The organism is Streptomyces sp. NPDC055966, assembly GCF_042269865.1.
Classification (GTDB): domain Bacteria; phylum Actinomycetota; class Actinomycetes; order Streptomycetales; family Streptomycetaceae; genus Streptomyces.
This window is the reverse complement of sequence record NZ_JBHJYK010000023.1, coordinates 99,217-122,564: the sequence shown is the minus strand read 5'-3', so window position 1 is coordinate 122,564 and position 23,348 is coordinate 99,217. Positions and strand designations below refer to the sequence as shown.

Here is a 23,348-nt window from a genome sequence, read left to right as displayed (position 1 = left end):
CCATCCGGCCGCCGGGAGCGCGCGCCGCTACAGGGCGCGGCGCATCGCCCGGTGGGGTATGCCGGCGTCCGGGAACTCCGGGCCGTACGCCGCGTAGCCGAGGCGCTCGTAGAAACCCAGGGCTCGGGTCTGGGCGTGGAGGTCCACGGCGGTGAGGCCACGCGCGCGTGCCACGTCCTCGATGGCCCGCACCAGGGCCGCGCCGACGCCGAGTCTGCGGGCCGCCCGGGAGACGGCGAGCCGCCCCAGGCAGCCCACCGAGGCGTCCGCGCCGGTCTTCGCCACGGCCGCCGCGCCGTGCAGCAGCCGTCCGGTGCCGAGCGGCACACCGTCCTCGCGGATCGCCAGTACGTGCACGGCGTCCGCGTCGTGGGCGTCGTACTCCAGGTCCTCGGGGACGCCCTGCTCGCCCACGAAGACCTCCTTGCGGACCGCGAAGCAGGCCTCGCGGTCCGCGAAGTCCGCGGCGATCCGGACGGTGTACGCCGCGCTCACGCGTACGTCTCCTCGCGGACCTGGTCGAGGGCCTGCTGGAGATCCTCGGGGTAGTCGCTCGCGAACTCCACCCACTGCCCGTCCGCGGGGTGCTCGAAGCCGAGCCGGACCGCGTGCAGCCACTGGCGGGCCAGGCGCAGCCGCTTGGCGAGGGTCGGATCGGCGCCGTACGTCAGGTCGCCGACGCAGGGGTGGCGGTGGGCGGCCATGTGGACGCGGATCTGGTGGGTGCGGCCGGTCTCCAGCTTCACGTCCAGCAGGGAGGCGGCGCGGAAGGCCTCGATGAGGTCGTAGTGCGTCACGGAGGGCTTGCCGTCGGCCGTGACCGCCCACTTGTAGTCGTGCTGGGGGTGGCGGCCGATGGGCGCGTCGATCGTGCCGCTCGTCGGGTCCGGGTGGCCCTGGACCAGTGTGTGGTAGCGCTTGTCGACCGTGCGCTCCTTGAACTGGCGCTTGAGCGAGGTGTACGCCCGCTCCGACTTGGCGACCACCATCAGGCCCGAGGTGCCGACGTCCAGGCGGTGCACGATGCCCTGGCGCTCGGCGGCGCCGGAGGTGGAGATGCGGTAGCCCGCCGCGGCGAGGCCGCCGATGACCGTCGGGCCGCTCCAGCCCGGCGAGGGGTGCGCGGCCACCCCGACCGGCTTGACGATCACGACCACGTCATCGTCGTCGTACACGATCTCCATGCCCTCGACCGGCTCGGCCACCACCTGCACCGGCGCGGGCGCCTGCGGCATCTCGACCTCAAGCCAGGCACCGCCGTGCACCCGCTCGGACTTGCCGACCACCGCGCCGTCGACCTGGACCTTGCCGGCCGCGGCCAGCTCGGCCGCCTTCGTGCGGGAGAAGCCGAACATGCGGGAGATGGCGGCGTCGACGCGCTCGCCCTCCAGGCCGTCGGGCACGGGCAGGGTACGGATCTCGGGAATCGTGCTCACCCGTCGAGTATGCCGGACGGCCCGGACACCCCCGACCGTGCCTGTGGACAACTCCGGGCGGCCTAGTCCTTGTGGATCGAGCCGTCCGGGTCCAGACCGCGGAAGGACAGCAGCACGATCAGGATGCCGCCGCACACGATCGCCGAGTCGGCCAGGTTGAACACCGCGAAGCCCTTCGGCGCGATGAAGTCCACGACCTGGCCCTCGAAGATGCCGGGTGCCCGGAAGATCCGGTCGGTCAGGTTGCCGAGCGCGCCGCCGAGCAGCAGGCCGAGGGCGACCGCCCAGGGGAAGCTGTAGAGCTTGCGGGCCAGCCTGATGATGACCGCGATCACCGCCGCGGCGATCACCGTGAAGATCACCGTGAAGGCGCCGCCGAAGCCGAAGGCGGCGCCCGGATTGCGGATGGCGTGCAGCTCCAGCAGGTCCCCGACCAGCTTGATCGGCTCGTGGCCCTCCAGCTTGGCGACCACGAGCGTCTTGCTGATCAGGTCGAGGGCGTAGGCGAACGCGGCCACCGCGAACAGCACGGCGATCCGGCGCCCGCGGCCACTGCGCGCGTGCGCCTCCTGCCCGCCGGTGCCGGTCGCGGCGGACACGCCGGAGCCCGTCGGTGCGCCGGGCGCCCTGTGCTCGCCGTCGTCGCCCGGGGTGTCCGGCGTACCGATGATGCGCTCCGCCTCTGCCACGTGAGTCCCTCAACCTAGGTGCCTGACTGAGGACGAGACTACGGCACGCCCGCCCGGCCCCTCACGCTCAGGAGCGACGTTCCTGCTTCTGCTTGCACTCCACGCACAGGGTGGCCCTCGGGAAGGCCTGCATCCGTGCCTTGCCGATGGGATTGCCGCAGTTCTCGCACAGTCCGTAGGTGCCCGCGTCCAGCCGCTCCAGGGCGTGCTCGTTCTGGATCAGCATCTCGCGCGCGTTGGCGGCCAGCGCCATCTCGTGCTCGCGCGTGATGTTCTTGGTCCCGGTGTCGGCCTGGTCGTCGCCCGCGCCGTCCCCGGAGTCCCGCATCAGGCCCACGAGGGACGCCTCGGAGGAGCTGATCTCGGCGCGCAGCCGCTCCACCTCGGACAACAGCTCGGCGCGGGCCTCCGCGACCTCTTCCGGGGTCCAGGGGTCCTCTCCGGGACGCACCGCCAGCTCACCGGGCTCCGCCGCGGCGAGCCGTGCCTTGGGAACGGCGGTCTGTTCGGCCGTGGCCGTGCCAGGAGTCTTCTTCGCAACCACTGTCGTGGCTCCCGTCTGCTTCGCGGCCCGCGCCGCGCCCGCTTTCTTGGCCGTGCTCTTCCCGGCCGCCTCCGTGGAGGCGCCCGCCGCAGCCGTCCTGCGGGCGCCGGCCTTCTTCGCCGCCGGCGCCTCGACGGCCGCCTTGTCCACCGCCACCCCCTTCGCCGCCGCCTTCTTCCCGGCGACCTTCCCGGCCGCCGCCGTCTTGGCCGCGGGTTTCTTCCCAGCCGCCGGCTTCTTCCCGGCCTTCGGCGCCACGGCGGCCTCCGCGGTCTTCCGGGAGGCCTTCTTCACGCCTGTCGTCTCGGCCGCCGTTTTCCTGACGGACTTGACGGCTTCGACGGCCTTGACATCCTTGACGGCCTTGGCGTCTTTCGCATCTTTGGCGTCCTTCGCGGCCGTCTTCTCCGCGGCCGCGCCCCTGGCCCGGCCGGTCGCCGGCTGCTCTACGGCGGTCTTCTTCGCCACCATGGCCGCGGCCCCTTCACATATTGTGATCTTGCTCGCGAATCGTGCTGGGACGATAAATCGACTTGAGTCCCGCGGCAACGGGGCACACCGCCCGATTCGCCCGCCCGCACCCCCCGAGCAGCGGGCCTGCATCGGTTGTGCCCAGCTCCCCGCCGGGTAATCCGCCCCGGCGGCGTCGGCCGGACACGCACGCGCGTGCCCTCGCCATTCGGGTCATGCCGACCGGTCGCCGGGCGGACGGCCCCGGCCCGCGGAAAACGGGCCCGGGGAAAACCGGTCAGCCGCTGTCCGTGCGGCGCCGTACACTGGGCGGAGCGAGAAGCGTGGATGGGGACGAGTAGCGGCGTACGCGGCCGAGAGCGACCCGGGGACGGTGTGAGCCCGGGGGCGAGCGCGACGTGAAGATCACCCCGGAGCCGCCGGAAGAAAGCCGCAGCCGTGAGGCCGGGGCGAGTAGAACCGGCATCGCGACCCCAATGAGGGGGCTCACCGGAGCACAGGGCGCACCGGCGGGCCAAGGAGGGTGGTACCGCGGGAGCGCGCCGCACACGGCGTAGACAGGATCGAAGGCTCTCGTCCCTCCGACGGAAGGCAGCAAGTCCGTTGGAGGATGCTCGCAGATGACAGCGCCGACGTACCGCCAGGTGCCCGCACAGGTCGACCTGCCCGCTCTTGAGCACGCCGTGCTCGACTTCTGGCGCGAGCAGAAGATCTTCGCCAAGAGCCTGGAGCAGTCCGAGGGCCGCCCTGAGTGGGTGTTCTACGAGGGCCCGCCCACCGCGAACGGCATGCCCGGCGCCCACCACATCGAGGCGCGCGTCTTCAAGGACGTCTTCCCCCGCTTCCGCACCATGCGGGGCTACCACGTGGCCCGCAAGGCCGGCTGGGACTGTCACGGCCTGCCCGTGGAGCTGGCGGTCGAGAAGGAGCTGGGCTTCTCCGGCAAGCAGGACATCGAGGCGTACGGCATCGCCGAGTTCAACGCCAAGTGCCGCGAGTCCGTGACCCGGCACACCGACGCCTTCGCCGAGCTGACGACCCGCATGGGCTACTGGGTCGACATGGACGACGCCTACCGGACCATGGACCCCGAGTACGTGGAGTCGGTCTGGTGGTCGCTGAAGGAGATCTTCGGCAAGGGCCTGCTGGTCCAGGACCACCGCGTCGCGCCCTGGTGCCCGCGCTGCGGCACCGGCCTGTCCGACCACGAGCTGGCGCAGGGCTACGAGACGGTGGTCGACCCGTCCGTGTACGTCCGTTTCCCGCTCACCTCCGGTCCGCTCGCCGGCGAGGCCGCGCTCCTGGTGTGGACGACGACCCCCTGGACTCTGGTGTCCAACACGGCGGTCGCCGCGCACCCGGAGGTCACCTACGTCGTCGCCACCAACGGCGAGGAGAAGCTCGTCGTCGCCGAGCCGCTGCTCGCCAAGGCGCTCGGCGAGGGCTGGGAGACCACGGGCCGGACCTTCACCGGTGCCGAGATGGAGCGCTGGACGTACCAACGTCCGTTCGAGCTCGTGGAGTTCCCGGCTCCGGCCCACTTCGTGGTCAACGCCGACTACGTGACGACCGAGGACGGCACGGGTCTGGTCCACCAGTCCCCCGCCTTCGGTGAGGACGACCTCAAGGTCTGCCGCTCCTACGGCCTGCCGGTCGTGAACCCGGTCCGCCCGGACGGCACCTTCGAGGAGGACGTCCCGCTGGTGGGCGGCGTCTTCTTCAAGAAGGCGGACGAAAAGCTCACCGAGGACCTCCAGCAGCGCGGCCTGCTCTTCAGGCACATCCCGTACGAGCACAGCTACCCGCACTGCTGGCGCTGCCACACCGCGCTGCTGTACTACGCCCAGCCCTCCTGGTACATCCGCACGACGGCGATCAAGGACCGCCTCATCCAGGAGAACGAGCGGACCAACTGGTTCCCGGAGACCGTCAAGCACGGCCGGTACGGCGACTGGCTGAACAACAACATCGACTGGGCGCTGTCCCGCAATCGCTACTGGGGCACCCCGCTGCCGATCTGGCGCTGCGAGGACGATCACCTCACCTGCGTCGGCTCGCGCGCGGAGCTGACCGAGCTGTCCGGCACCGACCAGTCGGCCCTCGACCCGCACCGGCCGTACATCGACGAGGTCACCTTCGCCTGCACGCACGAGGGCTGCGGCAAGACGGCCACGCGCGTGCCCGAGGTCATCGACGCCTGGTACGACTCGGGTTCGATGCCGTTCGCGCAGTGGGGCTACCCGTACAAGAACAAGGAGCTGTTCGAGAGCCGGTACCCGGCGCAGTTCATCTCCGAGGCGATCGACCAGACCCGCGGCTGGTTCTACACGCTGATGGCCGTCGGCACGCTGGTCTTCGACAAGTCGTCGTACGAGAACGTCGTCTGCCTGGGCCACATCCTGGCCGAGGACGGCCGCAAGATGTCCAAGCACCTGGGCAACATCCTGCAGCCGATCCCGCTCATGGACGCCAACGGCGCGGACGCGGTGCGCTGGTTCATGGCGGCCGGCGGCTCCCCGTGGGCGGCTCGCCGGGTCGGGCACAGCACCATCCAGGAGGTCGTCCGCAAGACGCTCCTCACGTACTGGAACACGGTCGCCTTCCAGGCCCTGTACGCCCGTACGTCCCAGTGGGCGCCGAGCGCGGCGGACCCGGCCCCGGCCGAGCGCCCGCTGATCGACCGCTGGCTGCTGTCCGAGCTGCACGCCCTCACCGACCAGGTGACGCAGGCGATGGAGGCGTTCGACACCCAGCGCGCCGGCAAGCTGCTGTCCGCGTTCGTCGACGACCTGTCCAACTGGTACGTCCGCCGCTCGCGCCGCCGGTTCTGGCAGGGCGACAAGGCGGCGCTGCGCACGCTGCACGAGGTGCTGGAGACGGTCACCAAGCTGATGGCGCCGATCACCCCGTTCATCACCGAGCGGGTGTGGCAGGACCTGGTCGTGCCGGTGACGCCGCGCGCCGTGGAGTCCGTGCACCTGGCCGCCTGGCCGGAGGCGGACCTGTCGGCGATCGACCCCGAGCTGTCGAAGCAGATGGTCCTGGTCCGCCGGCTGGTGGAGCTGGGCCGTGCCACGCGCGCGGAGTCGGGCGTCAAGACCCGCCAGCCGCTGTCCCGCGCGCTCGTCGCGGCGACCGGCTTCGAGACGCTGGACCCGGAGCTGCACACGCAGATCACCGAGGAGCTGAACGTCTCCGCGCTGGCGTCGCTTTCCGAGGTCGGCGGGTCCCTGGTGGACACCACCGCCAAGGCCAACTTCCGTGCGCTGGGCAAGCGGTTCGGCAAGCGGGTGCAGGACGTGGCGAAGGCGATCGCGAACGCCGACGCGGCCGCGCTGTCCCTGGGCCTGCGCGAGGGCACGGCCTCGGTGGAGGTCGACGGCGAGACCGTCACCCTCGCCCCGGACGAGGTCATCATCACCGAGACCCCGCGCGAGGGCTGGTCGGTGGCGTCCGACTCCGGTGCCACGGTGGCGCTGGACCTGGAGATCACCGAGGAGCTGCGGCAGGCGGGCCTGGCCCGTGACGCGATCCGGCTGATCCAGGAGGCCCGCAAGAACAGCGGCCTGGACGTGGCCGACCGGATCGCTCTGCGGTGGGTGTCGACCGACCCGGCGGTGGTCGCTGCGCTGAGCGAGCACAGCGAGCTGATCGCGGACGAGGTTCTGGCGACCGACTTCGCCCAGGGTGAGGCCGACGACAGCTACGGCGAGCCGTTCACCGACGAGGGGCTGTCGCTCACGTTCCGGCTGCGGAAGGCGTAAGCGCCGAGCGGTTTGCGCAGGGCCCGGTCTCCGGTTCGGAGGCCGGGCCCTTCTTCGCCGGTCCTCTTCATGGGTCCGCAACGCGCGTAAAAAGGGCGGGACCCCGGATCGTGTGAATCCGGGGTCCCGCCCTGAACGCTGCCGACGCCTAAGGCGTACTACTCACCGTGCCCGGTGCTCAGTTGTCGTCCTCGTCGATCAGGAACCCGCGCATCGGCGAGGGTGCCTGGCCCATCGGGGACGGGCCCTGCGGGCGGACCGGGGCCATGGGCTGGGTCATGGCCGGGGTCATCTGCTGCTGGCCGCCGTAGGACGGGGCGGACGGGGCGGGGTTGCCGCCCATCGTCTGGTTGCCGCCGTAGGACGGGGCGCTCGCGCCGGCCGGCGCCATGGAGGGCGCCGGGGACGGCGGCAGCGACGCGGTGGCCGGGGTGCGCGGCGGGGCCAGGGAGTCGTCGGCCTGGGTCTCCAGCTGACGCAGCTGGGACTCAAGGTACGACTTCAGGCGCGTGCGGTACTCGCGCTCGAAGCCGCGCAGGTCCTCGACCTTGCGCTCCAGCGTGGCGCGGGCGGACTCCAGGGAGCCCATCGCTACGCGGTGCTTCTCCTGCGCGTCCCGCTCCAGGGCGTCGGCCTTGGCACGGGCGTCACGCTCCAGACCCTCGGCGCGGCTGCGGGCCTCGCCGACGATCTTGTTGGCCTCGGAGCGGGCCTCGGCGATCGCCTGGTCGGCGGTCTGCTGGGCCAGCGAGAGGACACGGGCGGCGCTGTCGCCACCGGGGCCCTGACCGGGGCCGCCCATCGGACCGCCCATGGGGCCGCCCATCGGACCACCCATCTGCTGCTGCATGGGAGGCTGACCGCCCATCGGGCCCTGACCCATGGGGCCCTGGCCCATCGGACCCTGACCCATCGGACCCTGACCCATCGGACCCTGGCCCATCGGACCGGGACCCTGGGGACCACCCTGACCACCGCCGGGACCGGCGGGCAGCTGCGGGGCACCGCTCGGCAGCTGGGGCGGGCCACCCATGGGGCCACCCATCTGCTGCTGCGGCGGGCCCGATATGCCGGCGGGCACCGGCGCGCCGGGACCTCGCATGCCCTGCTGCGGCATGCCCTGCTGCTGCGGATGCTGCTGCTGGTCCTGCTCCGGCGGGCCCTTGCGCATGTTCTGCTGGTTCTGCGCGGCCGCACGGGTCGCCGCGGCCAGCTTGGCGCGCAGGTCCTCGTTCTCGCGGAGCAGACGGGTCAGCTCGGCTTCGACCTCGTCGAGGAAGGCATCGACCTCGTCCTCGTCATAGCCTTCTCGGAGGCGGACGGTCGTGAACTGCTTGTTCCGCACGTCCTCGGGGGTCAACGGCATCTCTTCACCTCAACGTAGTCATCGGCAGTCGGCAAGACCGTATCGTCCACCCTCATCACACGAAGCTCCCCGTGATGGACAGGAGGATGTAGACGATGATCATCAGTACGAAGAAGGACAGGTCGAGCGCCACGCCCCCGAGACGCAGCGGCGGAATGAACCGCCGCAGAAGCTTCAGCGGTGGATCGGTGACAGTGTAGGTGGCCTCCAGAACGACCACCATGGCCTTGCCGGGTTGCCACGAGCGGGCGAACTGGAACACGTAGTCCATGACAAGCCGGAAAATGAGCACGGCGAGGAACACCAGTAGCGCGGTGTGGACCACCGTGACGAACACGCTCATGGCCTGCGCTTCCCTCTCCCCTGTTTCCCGTGCTCTTCCGAATGTCGATCGGTCGTGCGTCTCAGCTCTGGTTGAAGAACCCGCCCTCTGCGATGCGGGCCTTGTCCTCCGCCGTGACATCGACGTTAGCAGGAGACAACAGGAACACCTTCTGCGTCACCCGCTCGATGCTGCCGTGAAGACCAAACACCAATCCGGCCGCAAAGTCGACAAGTCGCTTGGCGTCTGTGTCGTCCATCTCAGTCAGATTCATGATCACCGGGGTGCCTTCACGGAAGTGTTCCCCGATGGTACGGGCCTCGTTGTAGGTCCGCGGGTGAAGTGTGGTGATCCGGTACGGCTCTCGTTCCGACACGACCTTGGGCATGATCACCGGCGCGTTCTTCTCCAGGGACTGACGTTCTTGTGTGATGGATGCCACGGGCGCGATGCGCGCCGGACGTCCGGATTCCGCGGCGAGCGAAGTCGAACGGGCCACCGGCTCGCGGGGCGCGGGCGGTTGGACAATTCGCACCTCTTCGTCCCTTTGGGACTGATGTGCGCTGTGCGACTGGTGTGACGGTTCGTGCCGTCGGTGGTCCCGCTCCGGCTCCGGGTCCAACTCGGGCTCGAAGTCGTCGTCGGGGTCGAATCCGCGGCCGTCGTACCCATCGTCCTCCACGAGGCCGAGGTAGACCGCCATCTTGCGCATCGCGCCGGCCATGCTCTGAGTCCTCCGCTCTGTGGTGGATCGACTGACTACTGCCAAGTGCCCGCGATCCACGTGGTCGTTGTGCCCGCCTTCACGGGCATTGACCATATTTTCTGCTGTGGTCCGACTTCCTGGCGACGTTACCCGAGCCTGGGGCGGACTCCGAGTACCGCAGTGCCGACGCGCACATGTGTCGCCCCGGCGGCCACGGCCTGTTCGAGGTCCGCACTCATCCCTGCCGACACCATGGTTGCAGCCGGATGCGTCCGGCGCAGGTCGGTCGACAAATCCATGAGCCGCCCGAACGCCGCCTGTTCGCGTCCCGCGTACTCCCCGGTGAGCGGAGCGACGGTCATCAGACCGTCGAGCCGCAGTCCGGGCGCGTCCGCGACGAGGTCGGCCAACTCTTCGATTCCGTCCGGGCCGACGCCACCGCGCTCGCCCCGGCCACTGGCCCCCGCGTCGAGCGCGACCTGGATCAGGCACCCCACCTCGCGCCCCACCCGCACCGCCTCCTTCGACAGGGCCGTGACGAGCCGGGAACGGTCCACGGACTGCACGACATCGGCGTAACCGACCACGGAACGCACCTTGTTGGTCTGTAGTTGACCGACAAAATGCCACTTAAGAGGCAGATCCGCACAGGCGGCCGCCTTCGGCGCCGCGTCCTGGTCGCGGTTCTCGGCGACGTGGCGCACACCGAGTTCCGACAGGATCCGCACATCGCTCGCCGGGTAGGTCTTGGTGACCACGACGAGGGTCACCTCCGCCCGCTCGCGCCCGGCCGCCGCACACGCGGCGGTGATGCGCTCCTCCACCTTCGCCAGGTTTGCGGCGAGTTCGGTCTTACGGTCCGTCATGCCCCATCAGTCCAGCCAGACATAGCTCGCGAGGCGCCCGGTGGTGCGGTCGCGGCGGTACGAGAAGTGGTCCTGCGACTCAAGCGTGCACGCCGGTGACTGCGCCCGGTCGCGCACCCCGAGCCGGTCGAGCTGCGCGTGCACCCCGGCGCTCACGTCGACCGCCGGCGTGCCCCAGCTCGTCTCGGCGCGCGCCGCCGGCTCGACGGCGGCCACCTCGGCGCGCATCGCCTCCGGCACCTCGTAGCACCGGCCGCACACGGCGGGCCCGGTGCGGGCGAGGATCCGGCCCGGCTCGGCGCCGAGTTCGACCATGGCCCGTACGGCGGCGGGGACGACTCCCCCGACCATGCCCGGCCGGCCCGCGTGCACCGCGGCGGCGATCCCGGCGACGGGGTCGGCCAGCAGCACCGGCACGCAGTCGGCGGTGAGCACGGCGAGGGCGAGCCCACGGCGGGCGGTGACGATGGCGTCGACCTCGGGCGCCGGGCGCTCGCCCCAGGGCTCGTCCACGACGGCCACGTCGGCGCCGTGCACCTGGTGCATCCAGACGACCCGATCGGCCGGGAGGCCGAGCGACTTGGCGGCCAGCTCCCGGTTGGTCAGGACCGACTCGGGCGTGTCGCCGACGGCGCCGCCGAGGTTCAGCTCCTCATACGGAGCGGCGCTCACCCCGCCCCACCGGTCGGTGAAGGCGAAGTGCGCGCCGCTCACGCTCTCGCGCTGTCCTATCACTTCAGGAAGTCCGGCACGTCCAGCTCCTCGGCGGCGCTGTCCGAGTAGGTCCGCGACGGCGGCACCGGCGGGGCGACCGGGATGTCCGCCACCGGCTCGGGCGCGGGCTCCGGCTCCTCCTTCGGCGTCACGCTGCCGAGCGAGCCGAAGGCCGGCCGGCTGGGCTCGGACTGCCGTACCGGAGCCGGGTCTTCGCGGCGGGCCGGCACCGAGGCCGAGGCCGAGCCGATGACGTTGTCCCGGCGGGCCGGCGGCTGGCCGCCGTCGAAGCCGGCCGCGATCACGGTGACCCGGACCTCGTCGCCGAGGGCGTCGTCGATGACGGCGCCGAAGATGATGTTGGCCTCGGGGTGGGCGGCCTCGCTGACCAGCTGGGCGGCCTCGTTGATCTCGAACAGGCCGAGGTCGGAGCCGCCGGAGATGGAGAGCAGGACGCCGCGGGCGCCGTCGATGGACGCCTCCAGCAGCGGCGAGGAGATCGCCATCTCGGCGGCGGCCACCGCGCGGTCGTCGCCGCGGGCCGAACCGATGCCCATGAGGGCCGAACCGGCCTCGGACATGACCGACTTCACGTCGGCGAAGTCGAGGTTGATCAGACCGGGGGTGGTGATGAGGTCGGTGATGCCCTGGACACCGGAGAGCAGGACCTGGTCGGCGGACTTGAACGCGTCCAGGACCGAGACCTGGCGGTCCGAGATGGACAGCAGCCGGTCGTTGGGGATGACGATGAGGGTGTCGACCTCTTCGCGCAGTTCGGCGATGCCGTCCTCCGCCTGGTTCGCGCGACGCCGTCCCTCGAAGGTGAACGGCCGCGTGACCACGCCGATGGTGAGGGCGCCGAGCGAGCGCGCGATGTTGGCCACGACGGGCGCGCCGCCGGTGCCCGTGCCGCCGCCTTCACCGGCCGTCACGAAGACCATGTCGGCCCCCTTGAGGACCTCCTCGATCTCCTCGCGGTGGTCCTCGGCGGCCTTGCGGCCGACTGCCGGGTTGGCGCCGGCGCCGAGTCCGCGGGTGAGTTCGCGGCCGACGTCGAGCTTGACGTCGGCGTCGCTCATCAACAGCGCCTGTGCGTCGGTGTTGATGGCGATGAACTCGACGCCCTTGAGACCGACCTCGATCATCCGGTTGATGGCATTGACACCACCGCCGCCGACACCGATGACCTTGATGACTGCGAGGTAGTTCTGCGGTGCTGCCACGTCGAAGGCCTCTCGCCTCGAATTACGTCGCCGTCGCCGTGCGGTGCCCCGCGCCGGGACGGCAGATGCCGAATGGGACGGTCCGTAGCGCCGACCCGAACCCTAACCCTGAAGTTTAGGGTTACCAGTGTGTCTGTTCCTTGAAGTCTTCTGAACAGGACACTAAGTCGACAAGTGGCGCCCGTTCAACGAACACGCCGAACCTCCCGTTTTTCTTTTCACCCTATGTGATCAGCCATAGCAGTGCCCAACCAGGGTGCTGGCCTGCGCTGATGTGCGTCAACTCCCCGATGACGCAGGGGCGGTGGGAACGCTGACATCGAAGTGCCGGGCGCGGGGAGCTGCTTTCATGAGAGCCGTGAGGGCCCGTGCCTTGGCGCCGCCGCTCTCGCTGCTCCCCCATGCCACCGTGCGGCCGTCGCCGAGCGTCAGCGAGATGTCGTCATAGGAACGGACTTGGAGCGCCCGGGCGCCCCTGGCCACGGAGGACGGCAGGTCACCGGCGACCCGGACCGCCTCGCGCACGAGCCGGTCGATGCCGAAGCGCCGCAGGCTCGCGGCCGCGGAACCCGTGCGGGAGACGGAGAGTTCCAGGGCCGGAATGTTTTTCGGGGCCTGGGAAACCGTGGCGAAACGGACACCTTTGCCGTCGACTTCGACGAAGTTCCCACCGTCGCGCAGGAGCAGTACGGGAGTGCGCTCGATCACTTTCAGACCGATTCCGTGGGGCCAGGCGCGGACCACGTCAACGGTGTCAATTCGGGGCAATTTCTGGCGAAGTCGGGCTTCGATGCCGTGGGTGTCGACGGAAATCATCGGTGCCCCGACCGGCACGGCCGCCACGTCGCGCACCTCGGCGGGGGTCAGCACCCGGGTGCCGGACACCGAGACGTGCTCGACGCGCAGCCAGGCGGAGCCGTACAACACCCAGGTGCCACCGCCGCCGAGGAGAAGGGCGGCCACGGCCAGGATGACGATCGTACGAAGGCGCCGTCTTCTGAGGCGCCGGGCGGACGGCGGGCCGGACGACTCCTGTTGGCGTTTTCCGCGCTCGGCGGTAGTCGGTCCGGCCACCCTCACTGCCCTTTCGTCATACGGTCCTAACGGCGCGAGGCGATCGCCTCGTACACCATGCCGACGAGCAGCTCGTCGGCGTCCCGGCGGCCGAACTCGCTTGCCGCGCGGGACATCTCGTACAGCCGGTGCGGATCGGCGAGTACGGGCAGGACGTTCTGCTGTACCCACTCGGGCGTCAGCTCCGCGTCGTCGACGAGGAGTCCGCCGCCGGCCTTCACCACCGGCTGGGCGTTCAGCCGCTGTTCGCCGTTGCCGATGGGCAGCGGGACGTAGGCGGCCGGGAGTCCGACGGCGGAGAGTTCGGCGACGGTCATCGCGCCCGCGCGGCAGAGCATCATGTCGGCCGCGGCGTACGCGAGGTCCATCCGGTCCAGGTAACTTACCGGGATGTAGGGGGGCATCCCCGGCATCTGGTGCACCTGCGGCAGTTCGTTCTTCGGGCCGACCGCGTGCAGGATCTGGATGCCGGCCTGCTGGAGCCAGGGCGCGACCTGCTGGACGACCTCGTTGAGGCGGCGGGCGCCCTGTGAGCCGCCGGTGACGAGCAGCGTCGGCAGGTTCGGGTCGAGGCCGAACATGTGGCGGGCCTCGGGGCGGGCCGCGGCGCGGTCCAGGGTGGCGATGGAGCGGCGCAGCGGGATGCCGATGTACCGCGCGTCACGCAGCTTGCTGTCCGGCGTGGAGACGGCGACCCGCGCCGCGTACCGCGAGCCGATCTTGTTGGCCAGGCCCGGGCGGGCGTTGGCCTCGTGGATCACGATGGGCACACCGAGGCGCTTGGCCGCGAGGTAGCCGGGCAGCGCGACATAACCGCCGAAGCCGACCACGCAGTCGGCCTTGGTGCGCTCCAGGACCTGCTCGGCGGCCTTGATCGTGCCGCGCAGCCGGCCCGGGACGGTGATCAGCTCGGGCGTGGGCTTGCGGGGCAGCGGCACCGCCGGGATCAGCGCCAGCTCGTAGCCGCGCTCCGGGACGAGCCGGGTCTCCAGGCCGCGCTCCGTGCCCAGGGCCGTGATCCCCACGGTCGGGTCCTGCCTGCGCAGGGCGTCCGCGAGGGCGAGCGCGGGCTCGATGTGGCCGGCGGTCCCCCCACCGGCGAGTACGACATGCACCGAAATTCACCGCTCTCCGGACGGACGCGCCCGTGGGGCACGCCGTCGCATCGTGTTCCATCTCCGGGGACTCCGACCGGACCCGGAGCCCCCGGCTCCCCGCTTTCTACCAAAGCGAGGTTGCCGCATCGCAAGCGCCGCCCGCGCAGCGGGCTCGTCGCGTGCGAAGGCGATCAGCAGCCCGATGGCGAACATGGTCGGCAGCAGCGCGGACCCTCCGTAGGAGAACAGCGGGAGGGGGACACCGGCGATCGGCAGCAGGCCGAGCACCGCACCCATGTTGATCACCGCCTGGGCGGTGATCCAGGTGGTCACGCCTCCCGCGGCGTACCTCACGAAGGGGTCCTCCGTGCGTCCGGCCACGCGGATACCCGCATAGCCTAGAGCCGCGAACAGGGCGAGCACCGACAGTGTCCCGGCGAGGCCCAGTTCCTCACCGGTGACCGCGAAGATGAAGTCGGTGTGCGCTTCCGGAAGTTGGCCCCATTTTTCCACACTCGCGCCGAGGCCCGATCCGAAGAGTCCGCCGGAGGCGAGGGCGTAGATGCCGTGCGCGCCCTGCCAGCACATGTCGTTCGGGCCGGGGTCGGTGGCGGCGATGCACTTGAGGCGGGCGAGGCGGTGCGGGCTGGTCTGGATGGCGATGATGGCGAGGACGGCGGCGACGCCCAGCACACCGGAGAACAGCCGGGTCGGCGCCCCCGCGAGCCACAGCAGCCCGAACAGGATCGCCGTCAGGATGATCGTCGTACCCATGTCGCCGCCGAGCATGATCAGCCCGAGCAGCATGAACGTGACCGGCACCAGCGGCACCAGCATGTGTTTCCACTGGGTCAGCAGCTTCTTGTCCTGTTTGCGCGCGATCAGGTCGGCGCCCCACAGCACCAGGGCGAGCTTGCCGAACTCGCTGGGCTGGATCTGGAAGGAGCCGCCCAGGGAGATCCAGTTCTGGTTGCCGTTGACCGCCATCCCTATCCCCGGCACCTGCACCAGGGCCATCAGGAAGACGGCACCGGCGAGGATCGGGTACGCCAGCGCCCGGTGCAGCTTCACCGGCATCCGGGAGGCCACGAACATCAGGACGCCGCCGATGATCGCGGCGAGGAACTGCTTGCGGAAGAAGTACGACCCCGGCAGCGACAGCTGGAGTGCGGTGATCTGGGAGGCCGAGTAGACCATGACCAGGCCGAGCACGATGATCAGCATGCTGCCGCCGAAGATCAGGTAGTAGGCGGTCAACGGGCGGTCCCAGGCCTTGCGCGCGCGTGTGCAGAACCGCTGGAAGGGGTTCTCGCGCGCCGGCCGGGAGACGGCGGGACGGCGGGGTGCCCGCTGTACGGGCGGCCGGCCGGTACTGCTACCGGGCATCGGCGCCTCCCCTGAACCTCGGCCGTCCCACAGGCCCCTGTAGCGTCAGCCGTCCCACGCGTCCCTCCCAAGATCCGCCCGGCGGGCGGCGCCGGGGTCAGGCTCCGAGTTCGCGGACCGCTGCCGCGAACGCGTCACCGCGCTGGTTGTAGTTGGTGAACATGTCCATGGAGGCGCAGGCCGGGGCAAGGAGCACCGTGTCACCGGGCCGGGCAAGCCGCTTCGCTTCCGTCACCGCCTGGAGCATCGCCCCAGTGTCGGTCCGGTCGAGGTCGACCACGGGTACTTCCGGCGCGTGTCGCGCGAGGGCGTCACGGATCAGCGCACGGTCGGCGCCGATGAGGACGACGCCACGCAGCCGCTTGGCGGAGTTGGCGACCAGCTCGTCGAAGGTCGCGCCCTTCGCCAGACCGCCCGCAATCCATACGATCGGTTCATATGCCGCCAACGAGGCTTCGGCGGCGTGCGTGTTGGTCGCCTTGGAGTCGTCCACGTACGCGACCCCGTCGAGGTCGGCGACGTGCTCGATGCGGTGGGCGTCGGGGCGGAAGGCGCGCAGACCGTCGCGGACGGCGGAGGCGGGCACCCCGAAGGCGCGCGCGAGGGCCGCCGCGGCAAGGGCGTTGGCGATGTTGTGCGGGGCCGGCGGGTTCACATCGGCGACCTCGGCCAGCTCCTGCGCGTTCTTCTGCCGGTTCTCGACGAAGGCGCGGTCGACCAGGAGGCCCTCCACGACGCCGAGTTGGGAGGGCGCGGGGGCGCCGAGGGTGAACCCGACGGCCCGGCAGCCCTCCTCGACATCGGCCTCGCGGACCAGGTCCTCGGTGGCCCTGTCCTCGACGTTGTAGACGCAGGCGACCCGATTGCCCTCGTAGATCCGGCCCTTGTCGCGCGCGTACTCCTCCATGGAGCCGTGCCAGTCGAGGTGGTCGGGCGCGAGGTTCAGCACGACGGCGGAGTCGGCGCGCAGGGAGGGCGACCAGTGCAGCTGGTAGCTGGACAGCTCGACGGCGAGGACGTCGTACGTCTCCTCGCCGAGGACGACGTCCAGCAGGGAGACGCCGATGTTGCCGACGGCGGCCGTGCGCAGGCCGGCCGCGGTGAGGATGGAGGCGAGCATGCGGACGGTGGTGGTCTTGCCGTTGGTGCCCGTGACGGCCAGCCAGGGGGCTGCCTTTCTGCCGTCCCGGCCGCGCAGGCGCCAGGCCAGTTCGACATCGCCCCAGACGGGCACGCCCGCCCGCTCGGCCGCCAGGAACAGCGGCTTGTCCGGCTTCCAGCCGGGCGTGGTGACGATCAGCTCGGTGCCCTCCGGCAGGGTCGCCCCGTCGCCGAGACGCACGGTGATGCCGAGCGCCTCCAGTTCGGCGGCCTGCTCACGCGCGCGTGCGTCGTCGCCGTCGTTGACGACCGTGACGATCGCCCCGCACGCGTGCAGCACCTTGGCCGCCGGGACGCCGGACACACCGAGTCCGGCGACGGTGACGTGGGTGCCCTGGAAGTCGAAGGGCTCCGAGGTGGAGGTCACTTGTCCGCTGCCCATCCTGCATAGAAGAGGCCCAGTCCGACGATCACACAGATGCCCTGGATGATCCAGAATCGGACCACCACCAGGACTTCGGACCAGCCCTTGAGTTCGAAGTGGTGCTGGAGTGGCGCCATCCGGAAGACGCGCTTTCCGGTGAGCCGGAAGGAGCCGACCTGGATCACCACCGACATGGTGATGAGGACGAACAGGCCGCCCATGATGGCCAGCAGCAGCTCCGTGCGGGAGAGGATGGCCAGACCCGTGAGGACGCCGCCGAGGGCGAGCGAACCGGTGTCGCCCATGAAGATCTTCGCCGGCGAGGTGTTCCACCACAGGAAGCCCAGGCAGGCACCCATCAGCGCGGAGGCGATCACGGCGAGGTCGAGCGGGTCGCGGACCTCGTAGCAGGCGGCCGGGTTGGTCAGGGTCTGCGCGTTGGCGCAGGACTCCTGGAACTGCCAGACGCCGATGAACGTGTAGGCGCCGAAGACGAGCACGGAGGCGCCGGTGGCGAGGCCGTCCAGACCGTCGGTCAGGTTCACGCCGTTCGACATCGCGAGGATCATGAACAGCGCCCAGACGACGAACAGCACCGGGCCGATGGTCCAGCCGAAGTCCGTGATGAACGACAGCTTGGTGGAGGCCGGGGTGTTGCCGCGCGCGTCGGCGAACATCAGCGACAGCACGGCGAAGGAGATGCCGACGATCAGCTGGCCGGCCATCTTCGCCTTGGCCCGCAGACCGAGCGAACGCCGCTTGACGATCTTGATGTAGTCGTCGAGGAAGCCGACCAGACCCATGCCGAACATCAGGCCGAGCACCAGCAGGCCGGAGTAGGTGGGCGGGTATCCGGTGATGAGCTTGCTCAGGAAGTACGCGGCGATCGTCGCCAGGATGAAGGCGATGCCGCCCATGGTCGGCGTACCGCGCTTGCTGGCGTGCTCGCGCGGGCCGTCGTCACGGATGTACTGGCCGTAGCCCTTGCGGGCGAGGAGCTTGATCAGCAGCGGGGTGCCGACCAGCGTCAGGAAGAGGCCAATGACTCCTGAGAACAGGATCTGCTTCATCATCGGGCGGCAACCTCACCCTCGGCACCGGCCTCGGACAGCGCCTGGGCAACGCTCTCCAGCCCCACCGAACGGGACGCCTTCACGAGCACGACGTCGCCCGGGCGCAACTCGCTGCGCAACAGGTCGATCGCCGCCTGTGCGTCGGACACGTGCACCGACTCCTCACCCCACGAACCCTCGTTATATGCGCCCAGTTGCAGCCAGGAGGCCTCAATCCCCCCGACGGCGACGAGCTTGCTGACGTTGAGCCGGACGGCGAGCCGTCCGACGGCGTCGTGCTCGGCGAGCGCCTCGTCCCCCAGCTCGGCCATCTTGCCGAGCACCGCCCACGTCCGCCGTCCCTTGCCCATGGCCGCGAGCGCCCTCAGGGCGGCCCGCATGGACTCGGGGTTGGCGTTGTAGGCGTCGTTGACGATGGTCACGCCGTCCGGGCGCTCGGTGACCTCCATGCGCCAGCGGGAGAGGGTGCCCGCCTCGGAGAGCGCGGTGGCGATCTCAGCTGCGGACATGCCCAGCTCATGGGCGACGGCGGCCGCGGCGAGCGCGTTCGACACGTGGTGCTCACCGTACAGGCGCATGGTCACATCGCTTGCACCGGAGGGTGTGTGAAGCCTGAACGAGGGCTGTCCGCTGTCCGTGAGTCGCACGTTCTCGGCGCGTACGTCCGCTTCGGCCGACTCTCCGAAAAGGACCACCTTCGCCTTGGTACGGGAGGCCATGGCGCGGACCAGCGGGTCGTCGGCGTTGAGGATCGCGGCGCCGCCGTCCTCGGCCGGAGGCAGGCCCTCGACGAGTTCGCCCTTGGCCTCGGCGATCTGCTCGCGCCCGCCGAACTCGCCGATGTGGGCGGTGCCGACGTTCAGGACCAGGCCGATCTTCGGCGGGGTGAGGCCGGCGAGGTAGCGGATGTGCCCGAGGCCGCGGGCGCCCATCTCCAGCACGAGGAACTGCGTCTCCTCGGTGGCCGACAGGGCGGTCAGCGGCAGCCCGATCTCGTTGTTGAGCGAGCCGGGCGTGAACACGGTCGGCGCCTTGTGCCGGAGCACCTGCGCGATCAGGTCCTTGGTGCTGGTCTTGCCGGCCGAGCCGGTCAGGGCGACGAGGGTCGCGCCGAGCCGGCGTACGACGTGCCGGGCGAGGGCTCCGAGGGCGGTCTGCACGTCCTCGACCACGATCGCGGGCAGGCCGACGGGGCGCGACGCCAGTACGGCGACCGCGCCCGCCTCGATCACCTGCGGTGCGAAGTCGTGGCCGTCCACGCGCTCACCGACGAAGGCGGCGAACAGGCTGCCGGGCACCACCTCGCGGGAGTCCCGGACCACCGGGCCCGTGACCTGGACGGACGGATCCGGTATGTCGTGCGTCTGCCCGCCGACGACTGCTGCGATCTCGGCGAGGGAGAGGGCGATCACAAGTTCATCCCCTGGGTCTTCTGGATTTTCATCCCTGGGTCTTCTGGATGGCTTCGCGGAGCACCTGACGGTCGTCGAAGGGACGGACCACGCCGGCGATGTCCTGGCCCTGCTCGTGGCCCTTGCCCGCGACCAGCACGGTGTCGCCGGGTGCGGCGCGGCCCACGGCGGCGGCGATCGCGGCGGCCCGGTCCTCGAAGAGGAGCACCTCGCCGCGCTCGTGCGCGGGCACGGCGGCCGCGCCCTGGAGCATGGCCGCGAGGATCGCGAGCGGGTCCTCGGAGCGAGGGTTGTCGGAGGTCAGTACGGCGGTGTCGGAGAGCCGGGCCACGGCGGCACCCATCGGGCCGCGCTTGGTCCGGTCGCGGTCGCCGCCGCAGCCGAGGACGACGTGCAGACGGCCCTTGGTGACCTTGCGCAGCGCCTTGAGCACGGACTCGACCGCGTCGGTCTTGTGGGCGTAGTCGACGACCGCGAGGTAGGGCTGCCCGGCGTCCACGCGCTCCAGGCGGCCGGGGACGCCCGGTACGGCGGCGATGCCGTCGGCGGCGGTCTGCGGGTCGAGACCGGCGGCGGCGAGGGACACGACGGCGGCGAGGGTGTTCGCCACGTTGAAGGGGCCGGCGATGGGCGAGCGGGCGTGGACGCGTTCGCCGTTCGGACCGACGACGGTGAACGTCGAGTCCGTCGGGCCGACCTGGACGTCCTCGGCGCGCCAGTCGGCGTCGGGGTGGCCCTCGGCGGAGAAGGTCACGACCGGGACGGTGGCCTCCTTCGCCAGCCGGCGGCCGTACTCGTCGTCGGCGTTGATCACACCGAGTCTGCTGCGTTCCGGCGTGAACAGCTGCGCCTTGGCCCGGAAGTAGTCCTCCATGTCGGAGTGGAACTCCATGTGTTCCGGGCTGAGGTTGGTGAACACGGCGACGTCGAAGACGCAGCCGTCGACCCGGCCGAGGACCAGGGCGTGGCTGGAGACCTCCATGGCGACCGCCTCGACGCCGCGTTCGCGCATGACGGCGAACAGTGCCTGGAGGTCGGTGGCTTCGGGGGTGGTGCGCTCGGACTTGATGCGCTCGTCGCCGATGCGCATCTCGACCGTGCCGACGAGGCCGGTGGCCTTCGCGGTGCGCAGGCCGCCCTCGACGAGGTAGGCCGTGGTGGTCTTGCCGGAGGTGCCGGTGATGCCGATCTGGAGCAGGTCGCGGCCCGGGTGGCCGTAGATCGTCGCCGCCAGTTCGCCCATCCGCGCGCGCGGGTCGGCCACGACGAGGACCGGCAGCCCGGTCGCCGTGGCGCGCTCGGCGCCGTCCGGGTCGGTGAGCACGGCGGCGGCGCCGAGGCCGGCGGCCTGGGTGACGAAGTCGGCGCCGTGCAGGCGGGCCCCCGGGAGGGCGGCGTACAGGTCGCCGGGGCGGACGGCGCGCGAGTCGTGGGTGATCCCCGTGATCTCGGCGGAGCCGTCCGGAGCGGCGGCACCCAGCTGATCGGCCAGCTCCGCAAGGGGTGTGGCGGAGGCCTGGACCGGTCGCGGCGGTCCCGGATATGTCACGGAAGCGCCCTTCTGGGTGGTTTGGGACTGATCAGCGTGTGGCACGGCGGTGAGCGTACCGGGCGCACCCGCTCCGGAGCGAAGCGAGGGGCGGGGGGCGCCGTGGTTCCCGGGTTCCGGGGTGATCGTTGTCACGGGTTTCGTTCCTGGTGGTCCGGTGTGCTGATCAGGGCTTGTAGGCGACGGGCAGGTTGGCGGCCGGCGCTCCGGTCGGCGGGACCTGGAGGGTCTTGAGGGCGAACTCCATCACCTGCTTGTAGATGGGGCCACAGATCTGACCGCCGTAGTAGCTGCCGGAGGTGGCGTTCTGGATGGCGCAGTAGACCGTGATGCGGGGGTTGTCCGCGGGTGCGAAGCCGGCGAACGAGGACGTGTAGCCGTGGTACTTGCCGGTGGCCGGATCCACACGGTTGGCCGTACCGGTCTTGCCCGCGACGTTGTAGCCCGGGATGCGGGCCTTGATGCCGGTGCCCTGCTCGTCGTCCACGACGGACTCCAGCATCTGGGCGACCGTCCGGGCCGTCTTCTCGCTGACGACCCGGGTCTCCTTGGGCTTGGCCGCGGGAGTGAAGCGCCCGTCGGCCCCCTTGGAGCCGCGCACCAGGGTCGGCTCGACGCGGACCCCGCCGTTGGCGATGGTCGAGTACACCGAGGCGGCCTGCACCGCGTTGATGGAGAAACCCTGGCCGAAAGGGATCGTGTACTGCTGCGAAGTGGACCACTTCTGGTACGGCGCGAGGATGCCCGGGGTCTCGCCGGGGAAGCCGAGTCCGCTGTAGCTGCCGATGCCGAACTTGCGCAGGTACGAGTAGAGGACCTTGTCGGCGTCGGCCTGTGTCCTGCCGAGCTGGCCGGTGGCGAGGATGGTGCCGATGTTGCTGGACTTGGCGAGGACGCCGTTCAGCGTGAGGTACCAGGTGTCGTGGTCGACGTCGTCGGAGAAGAGCCGGTCGCCGCGGTGCAGCCGGTTGGGTACGACCACGTGGGTGAGCGGGGTGGCCGCGTTCTCCTCCAGCACGGCCGCCATGGACATCACCTTGGCGGTGGAGCCGGGTTCGTAGGCGTCCTGGAGGGCCGCGTTGCCCATGGCGGCGGCGTCCGCCTTGGACAGGTCGTTGGGGTCGAAGCCGGGCGAGTTGGCCATCGCCAGGATCTGCCCGGTCCGGGTGTCCTGGACGACCACGTACCCGCGGTCCGCCCGGGACTTCTTCACCTGCTGGGTGATGGCGTTCTGCGCGGCCCACTGGATGTCGCGGTCGATGGTCAGCTCGACGTCGGCGCCGGACACGGCCGGGGTCTGCGTCGATCCAGCCGTGGGCACCTCGCGCCCGCCGGACTGGGCGTACCGGATCTCGCCGTCCTTGCCCGACAGCTCCTTGTTCAGCTCCTGCTCGATGCCGCCGGCGCCCCGGCCGTCGGCGTTGACCCAGCCCAGTATCCCGGCGGCGAGGTCGCCGTTGGGGTACACGCGCTGGCTGCTGGGGTCGGCGAAGACGCCGGCGAGCACGTTGACGGTGTGCTTGTCCGTCTGCGCCTTCGCGGTGAGCGCGCTGCGCAGGTCCTTGATCTGCTTCCAGACCTGCGGCGTCTGGCGGGTGGCGAGCCGGGTGTAGCGGGAGTTCTTGTTCGCGGGCCGCAGCTTCTGCACGAGCGTGGCCTGGTCCTGCCCGAGGATCGGCGCGAGCAGCGCGGCGGCCTGCTCAGGACCGTCGTCGATCTTCAGCTGTCTGGCGCTGAACATCGTCGGGTCGGCCGTGATGTCGTAGGCGTCCTCGCTGACGGCCAGGGCGACACCGCTGCGGTCGGTGATCCCGCCGCGCTCGGCGGTCAGGGTGTGCACGACGTAACGGTTCTGGTCGGCGCGGGCGGCGTACTCGCTCGCGTCGACGGCCTGGACCTGGAACAGCCGTACGACGAAGGCGGTCAGCACCAGGGTCAGGGTGAGGCTGACCAGGCGCAGCCGGGGCCGCGGGCTGCCGAGCCGGAGCTTCTGCTGGACGAGTGGCCGCGCGCCGCCGGGGCGGCGGGCCGGCCGGGCACCGGGCCCGGCCGGCCGCCGCACGGCACTCCCGGGCCGTACCGGCCTGGCCGGTCCGGGCACACGACGGCGCGGCGGTTGCCTGTCGGACAC

The 23,348-nt window shown here is 70.7% G+C and carries 19 protein-coding genes; 1 reads left to right on the top strand and 18 read right to left on the bottom strand.

From position 1 onward, the window contains the following. Window positions 1–27: 27 nt before the first annotated feature. The 4 genes from ACFC8N_RS38055 to ACFC8N_RS38040 form a co-directional block, all read right to left on the bottom strand. Complete coding sequence (locus tag ACFC8N_RS38055) at window positions 28–495, bottom strand: GNAT family N-acetyltransferase (protein ID WP_376293619.1); 468 nt, start codon at window positions 493–495, stop codon at window positions 28–30. After that, window positions 492–1,436, bottom strand: coding sequence for an RluA family pseudouridine synthase (locus ACFC8N_RS38050; RefSeq protein ID WP_356021032.1), 945 nt, complete (start codon window positions 1,434–1,436; stop codon window positions 492–494). The genes ACFC8N_RS38055 and ACFC8N_RS38050 overlap by 4 nt, the downstream gene beginning before the upstream one ends. 62 nt (window positions 1,437–1,498) lie before the next feature. Next, the gene (gene lspA, locus ACFC8N_RS38045) at window positions 1,499–2,125 is read right to left on the bottom strand and encodes a signal peptidase II (protein WP_376293617.1); all 627 of its coding nucleotides are present in this window, start codon (window positions 2,123–2,125) and stop codon (window positions 1,499–1,501) included. A 67-nt stretch (window positions 2,126–2,192) separates the two neighbouring features. Then, window positions 2,193–3,140: a TraR/DksA family transcriptional regulator gene (locus tag ACFC8N_RS38040; protein ID WP_356021027.1), complete on the bottom strand. Its 948-nt coding sequence runs from the start codon at window positions 3,138–3,140 to the stop codon at window positions 2,193–2,195. 620 nt (window positions 3,141–3,760) lie between these two features. On the opposite strand from ACFC8N_RS38040, the gene ileS reads away from it, so the two are divergent. Beyond that, the gene (gene ileS, locus ACFC8N_RS38035) at window positions 3,761–6,904 is read left to right on the top strand and encodes an isoleucine--tRNA ligase (RefSeq protein WP_376293614.1); all 3,144 of its coding nucleotides are present in this window, start codon (window positions 3,761–3,763) and stop codon (window positions 6,902–6,904) included. Window positions 6,905–7,082: 178 nt separating this feature from the next. Here ileS and ACFC8N_RS38030 read toward each other — a convergent pair whose 3' ends face one another. From ACFC8N_RS38030 to ACFC8N_RS37965, 14 genes are all read right to left on the bottom strand, one after another. Then, window positions 7,083–8,270, bottom strand: a complete 1,188-nt coding sequence (locus tag ACFC8N_RS38030) for a DivIVA domain-containing protein (RefSeq protein WP_356021022.1) — start codon at window positions 8,268–8,270, stop codon at window positions 7,083–7,085. A 55-nt stretch (window positions 8,271–8,325) separates the two neighbouring features. Beyond that, window positions 8,326–8,613: a YggT family protein gene (locus ACFC8N_RS38025; protein WP_071375420.1), complete on the bottom strand. Its 288-nt coding sequence runs from the start codon at window positions 8,611–8,613 to the stop codon at window positions 8,326–8,328. 61 nt (window positions 8,614–8,674) lie between these two features. Next, window positions 8,675–9,316, bottom strand: coding sequence for a cell division protein SepF (locus tag ACFC8N_RS38020; protein WP_071375419.1), 642 nt, complete (start codon window positions 9,314–9,316; stop codon window positions 8,675–8,677). A 128-nt stretch (window positions 9,317–9,444) separates the two neighbouring features. Then, the gene (locus ACFC8N_RS38015) at window positions 9,445–10,164 is read right to left on the bottom strand and encodes a YggS family pyridoxal phosphate-dependent enzyme (RefSeq protein ID WP_376293610.1); all 720 of its coding nucleotides are present in this window, start codon (window positions 10,162–10,164) and stop codon (window positions 9,445–9,447) included. Between the two features lie 6 nt (window positions 10,165–10,170). Further along, window positions 10,171–10,899 (bottom strand): peptidoglycan editing factor PgeF, encoded by a 729-nt coding sequence (gene pgeF / locus ACFC8N_RS38010; RefSeq protein ID WP_356021018.1) that lies wholly within the window; start codon window positions 10,897–10,899, stop codon window positions 10,171–10,173. Continuing rightward, window positions 10,896–12,101 (bottom strand): cell division protein FtsZ, encoded by a 1,206-nt coding sequence (gene ftsZ / locus ACFC8N_RS38005; RefSeq protein ID WP_356021016.1) that lies wholly within the window; start codon window positions 12,099–12,101, stop codon window positions 10,896–10,898. The genes pgeF and ftsZ overlap by 4 nt, the downstream gene beginning before the upstream one ends. A gap of 279 nt (window positions 12,102–12,380) precedes the next feature. Then, complete coding sequence (locus ACFC8N_RS38000) at window positions 12,381–13,175, bottom strand: FtsQ-type POTRA domain-containing protein (protein ID WP_362820591.1); 795 nt, start codon at window positions 13,173–13,175, stop codon at window positions 12,381–12,383. A gap of 26 nt (window positions 13,176–13,201) precedes the next feature. Next, on the bottom strand, window positions 13,202–14,290 hold the full coding sequence (gene murG, locus ACFC8N_RS37995) for an undecaprenyldiphospho-muramoylpentapeptide beta-N-acetylglucosaminyltransferase (protein WP_071375415.1): 1,089 nt from the start codon (window positions 14,288–14,290) through the stop codon (window positions 13,202–13,204). Window positions 14,291–14,296: 6 nt separating this feature from the next. After that, window positions 14,297–15,658 carry a putative lipid II flippase FtsW gene (ftsW, locus tag ACFC8N_RS37990; RefSeq protein ID WP_356021012.1) on the bottom strand — a complete coding sequence of 454 codons (1,362 nt, stop codon included), beginning with the start codon at window positions 15,656–15,658 and terminating at the stop codon, window positions 14,297–14,299. A gap of 97 nt (window positions 15,659–15,755) precedes the next feature. After that, the gene (murD, locus tag ACFC8N_RS37985) at window positions 15,756–17,201 is read right to left on the bottom strand and encodes a UDP-N-acetylmuramoyl-L-alanine--D-glutamate ligase (RefSeq protein WP_356021010.1); all 1,446 of its coding nucleotides are present in this window, start codon (window positions 17,199–17,201) and stop codon (window positions 15,756–15,758) included. Further along, window positions 17,183–18,256, bottom strand: coding sequence for a phospho-N-acetylmuramoyl-pentapeptide-transferase (gene mraY / locus ACFC8N_RS37980; RefSeq protein ID WP_356021008.1), 1,074 nt, complete (start codon window positions 18,254–18,256; stop codon window positions 17,183–17,185). Before mraY ends, murD begins: the two co-directional genes overlap by 19 nt. Next, on the bottom strand, window positions 18,253–19,668 hold the full coding sequence (gene murF / locus ACFC8N_RS37975; protein ID WP_356021005.1) for a UDP-N-acetylmuramoyl-tripeptide--D-alanyl-D-alanine ligase: 1,416 nt from the start codon (window positions 19,666–19,668) through the stop codon (window positions 18,253–18,255). The genes mraY and murF overlap by 4 nt, the downstream gene beginning before the upstream one ends. A gap of 28 nt (window positions 19,669–19,696) precedes the next feature. Continuing rightward, window positions 19,697–21,217 (bottom strand): UDP-N-acetylmuramoyl-L-alanyl-D-glutamate--2,6-diaminopimelate ligase, encoded by a 1,521-nt coding sequence (locus ACFC8N_RS37970; protein ID WP_356021003.1) that lies wholly within the window; start codon window positions 21,215–21,217, stop codon window positions 19,697–19,699. A gap of 166 nt (window positions 21,218–21,383) precedes the next feature. Continuing rightward, on the bottom strand, window positions 21,384–23,348 hold the full coding sequence (locus tag ACFC8N_RS37965) for a penicillin-binding protein 2 (protein WP_356021001.1): 1,965 nt from the start codon (window positions 23,346–23,348) through the stop codon (window positions 21,384–21,386).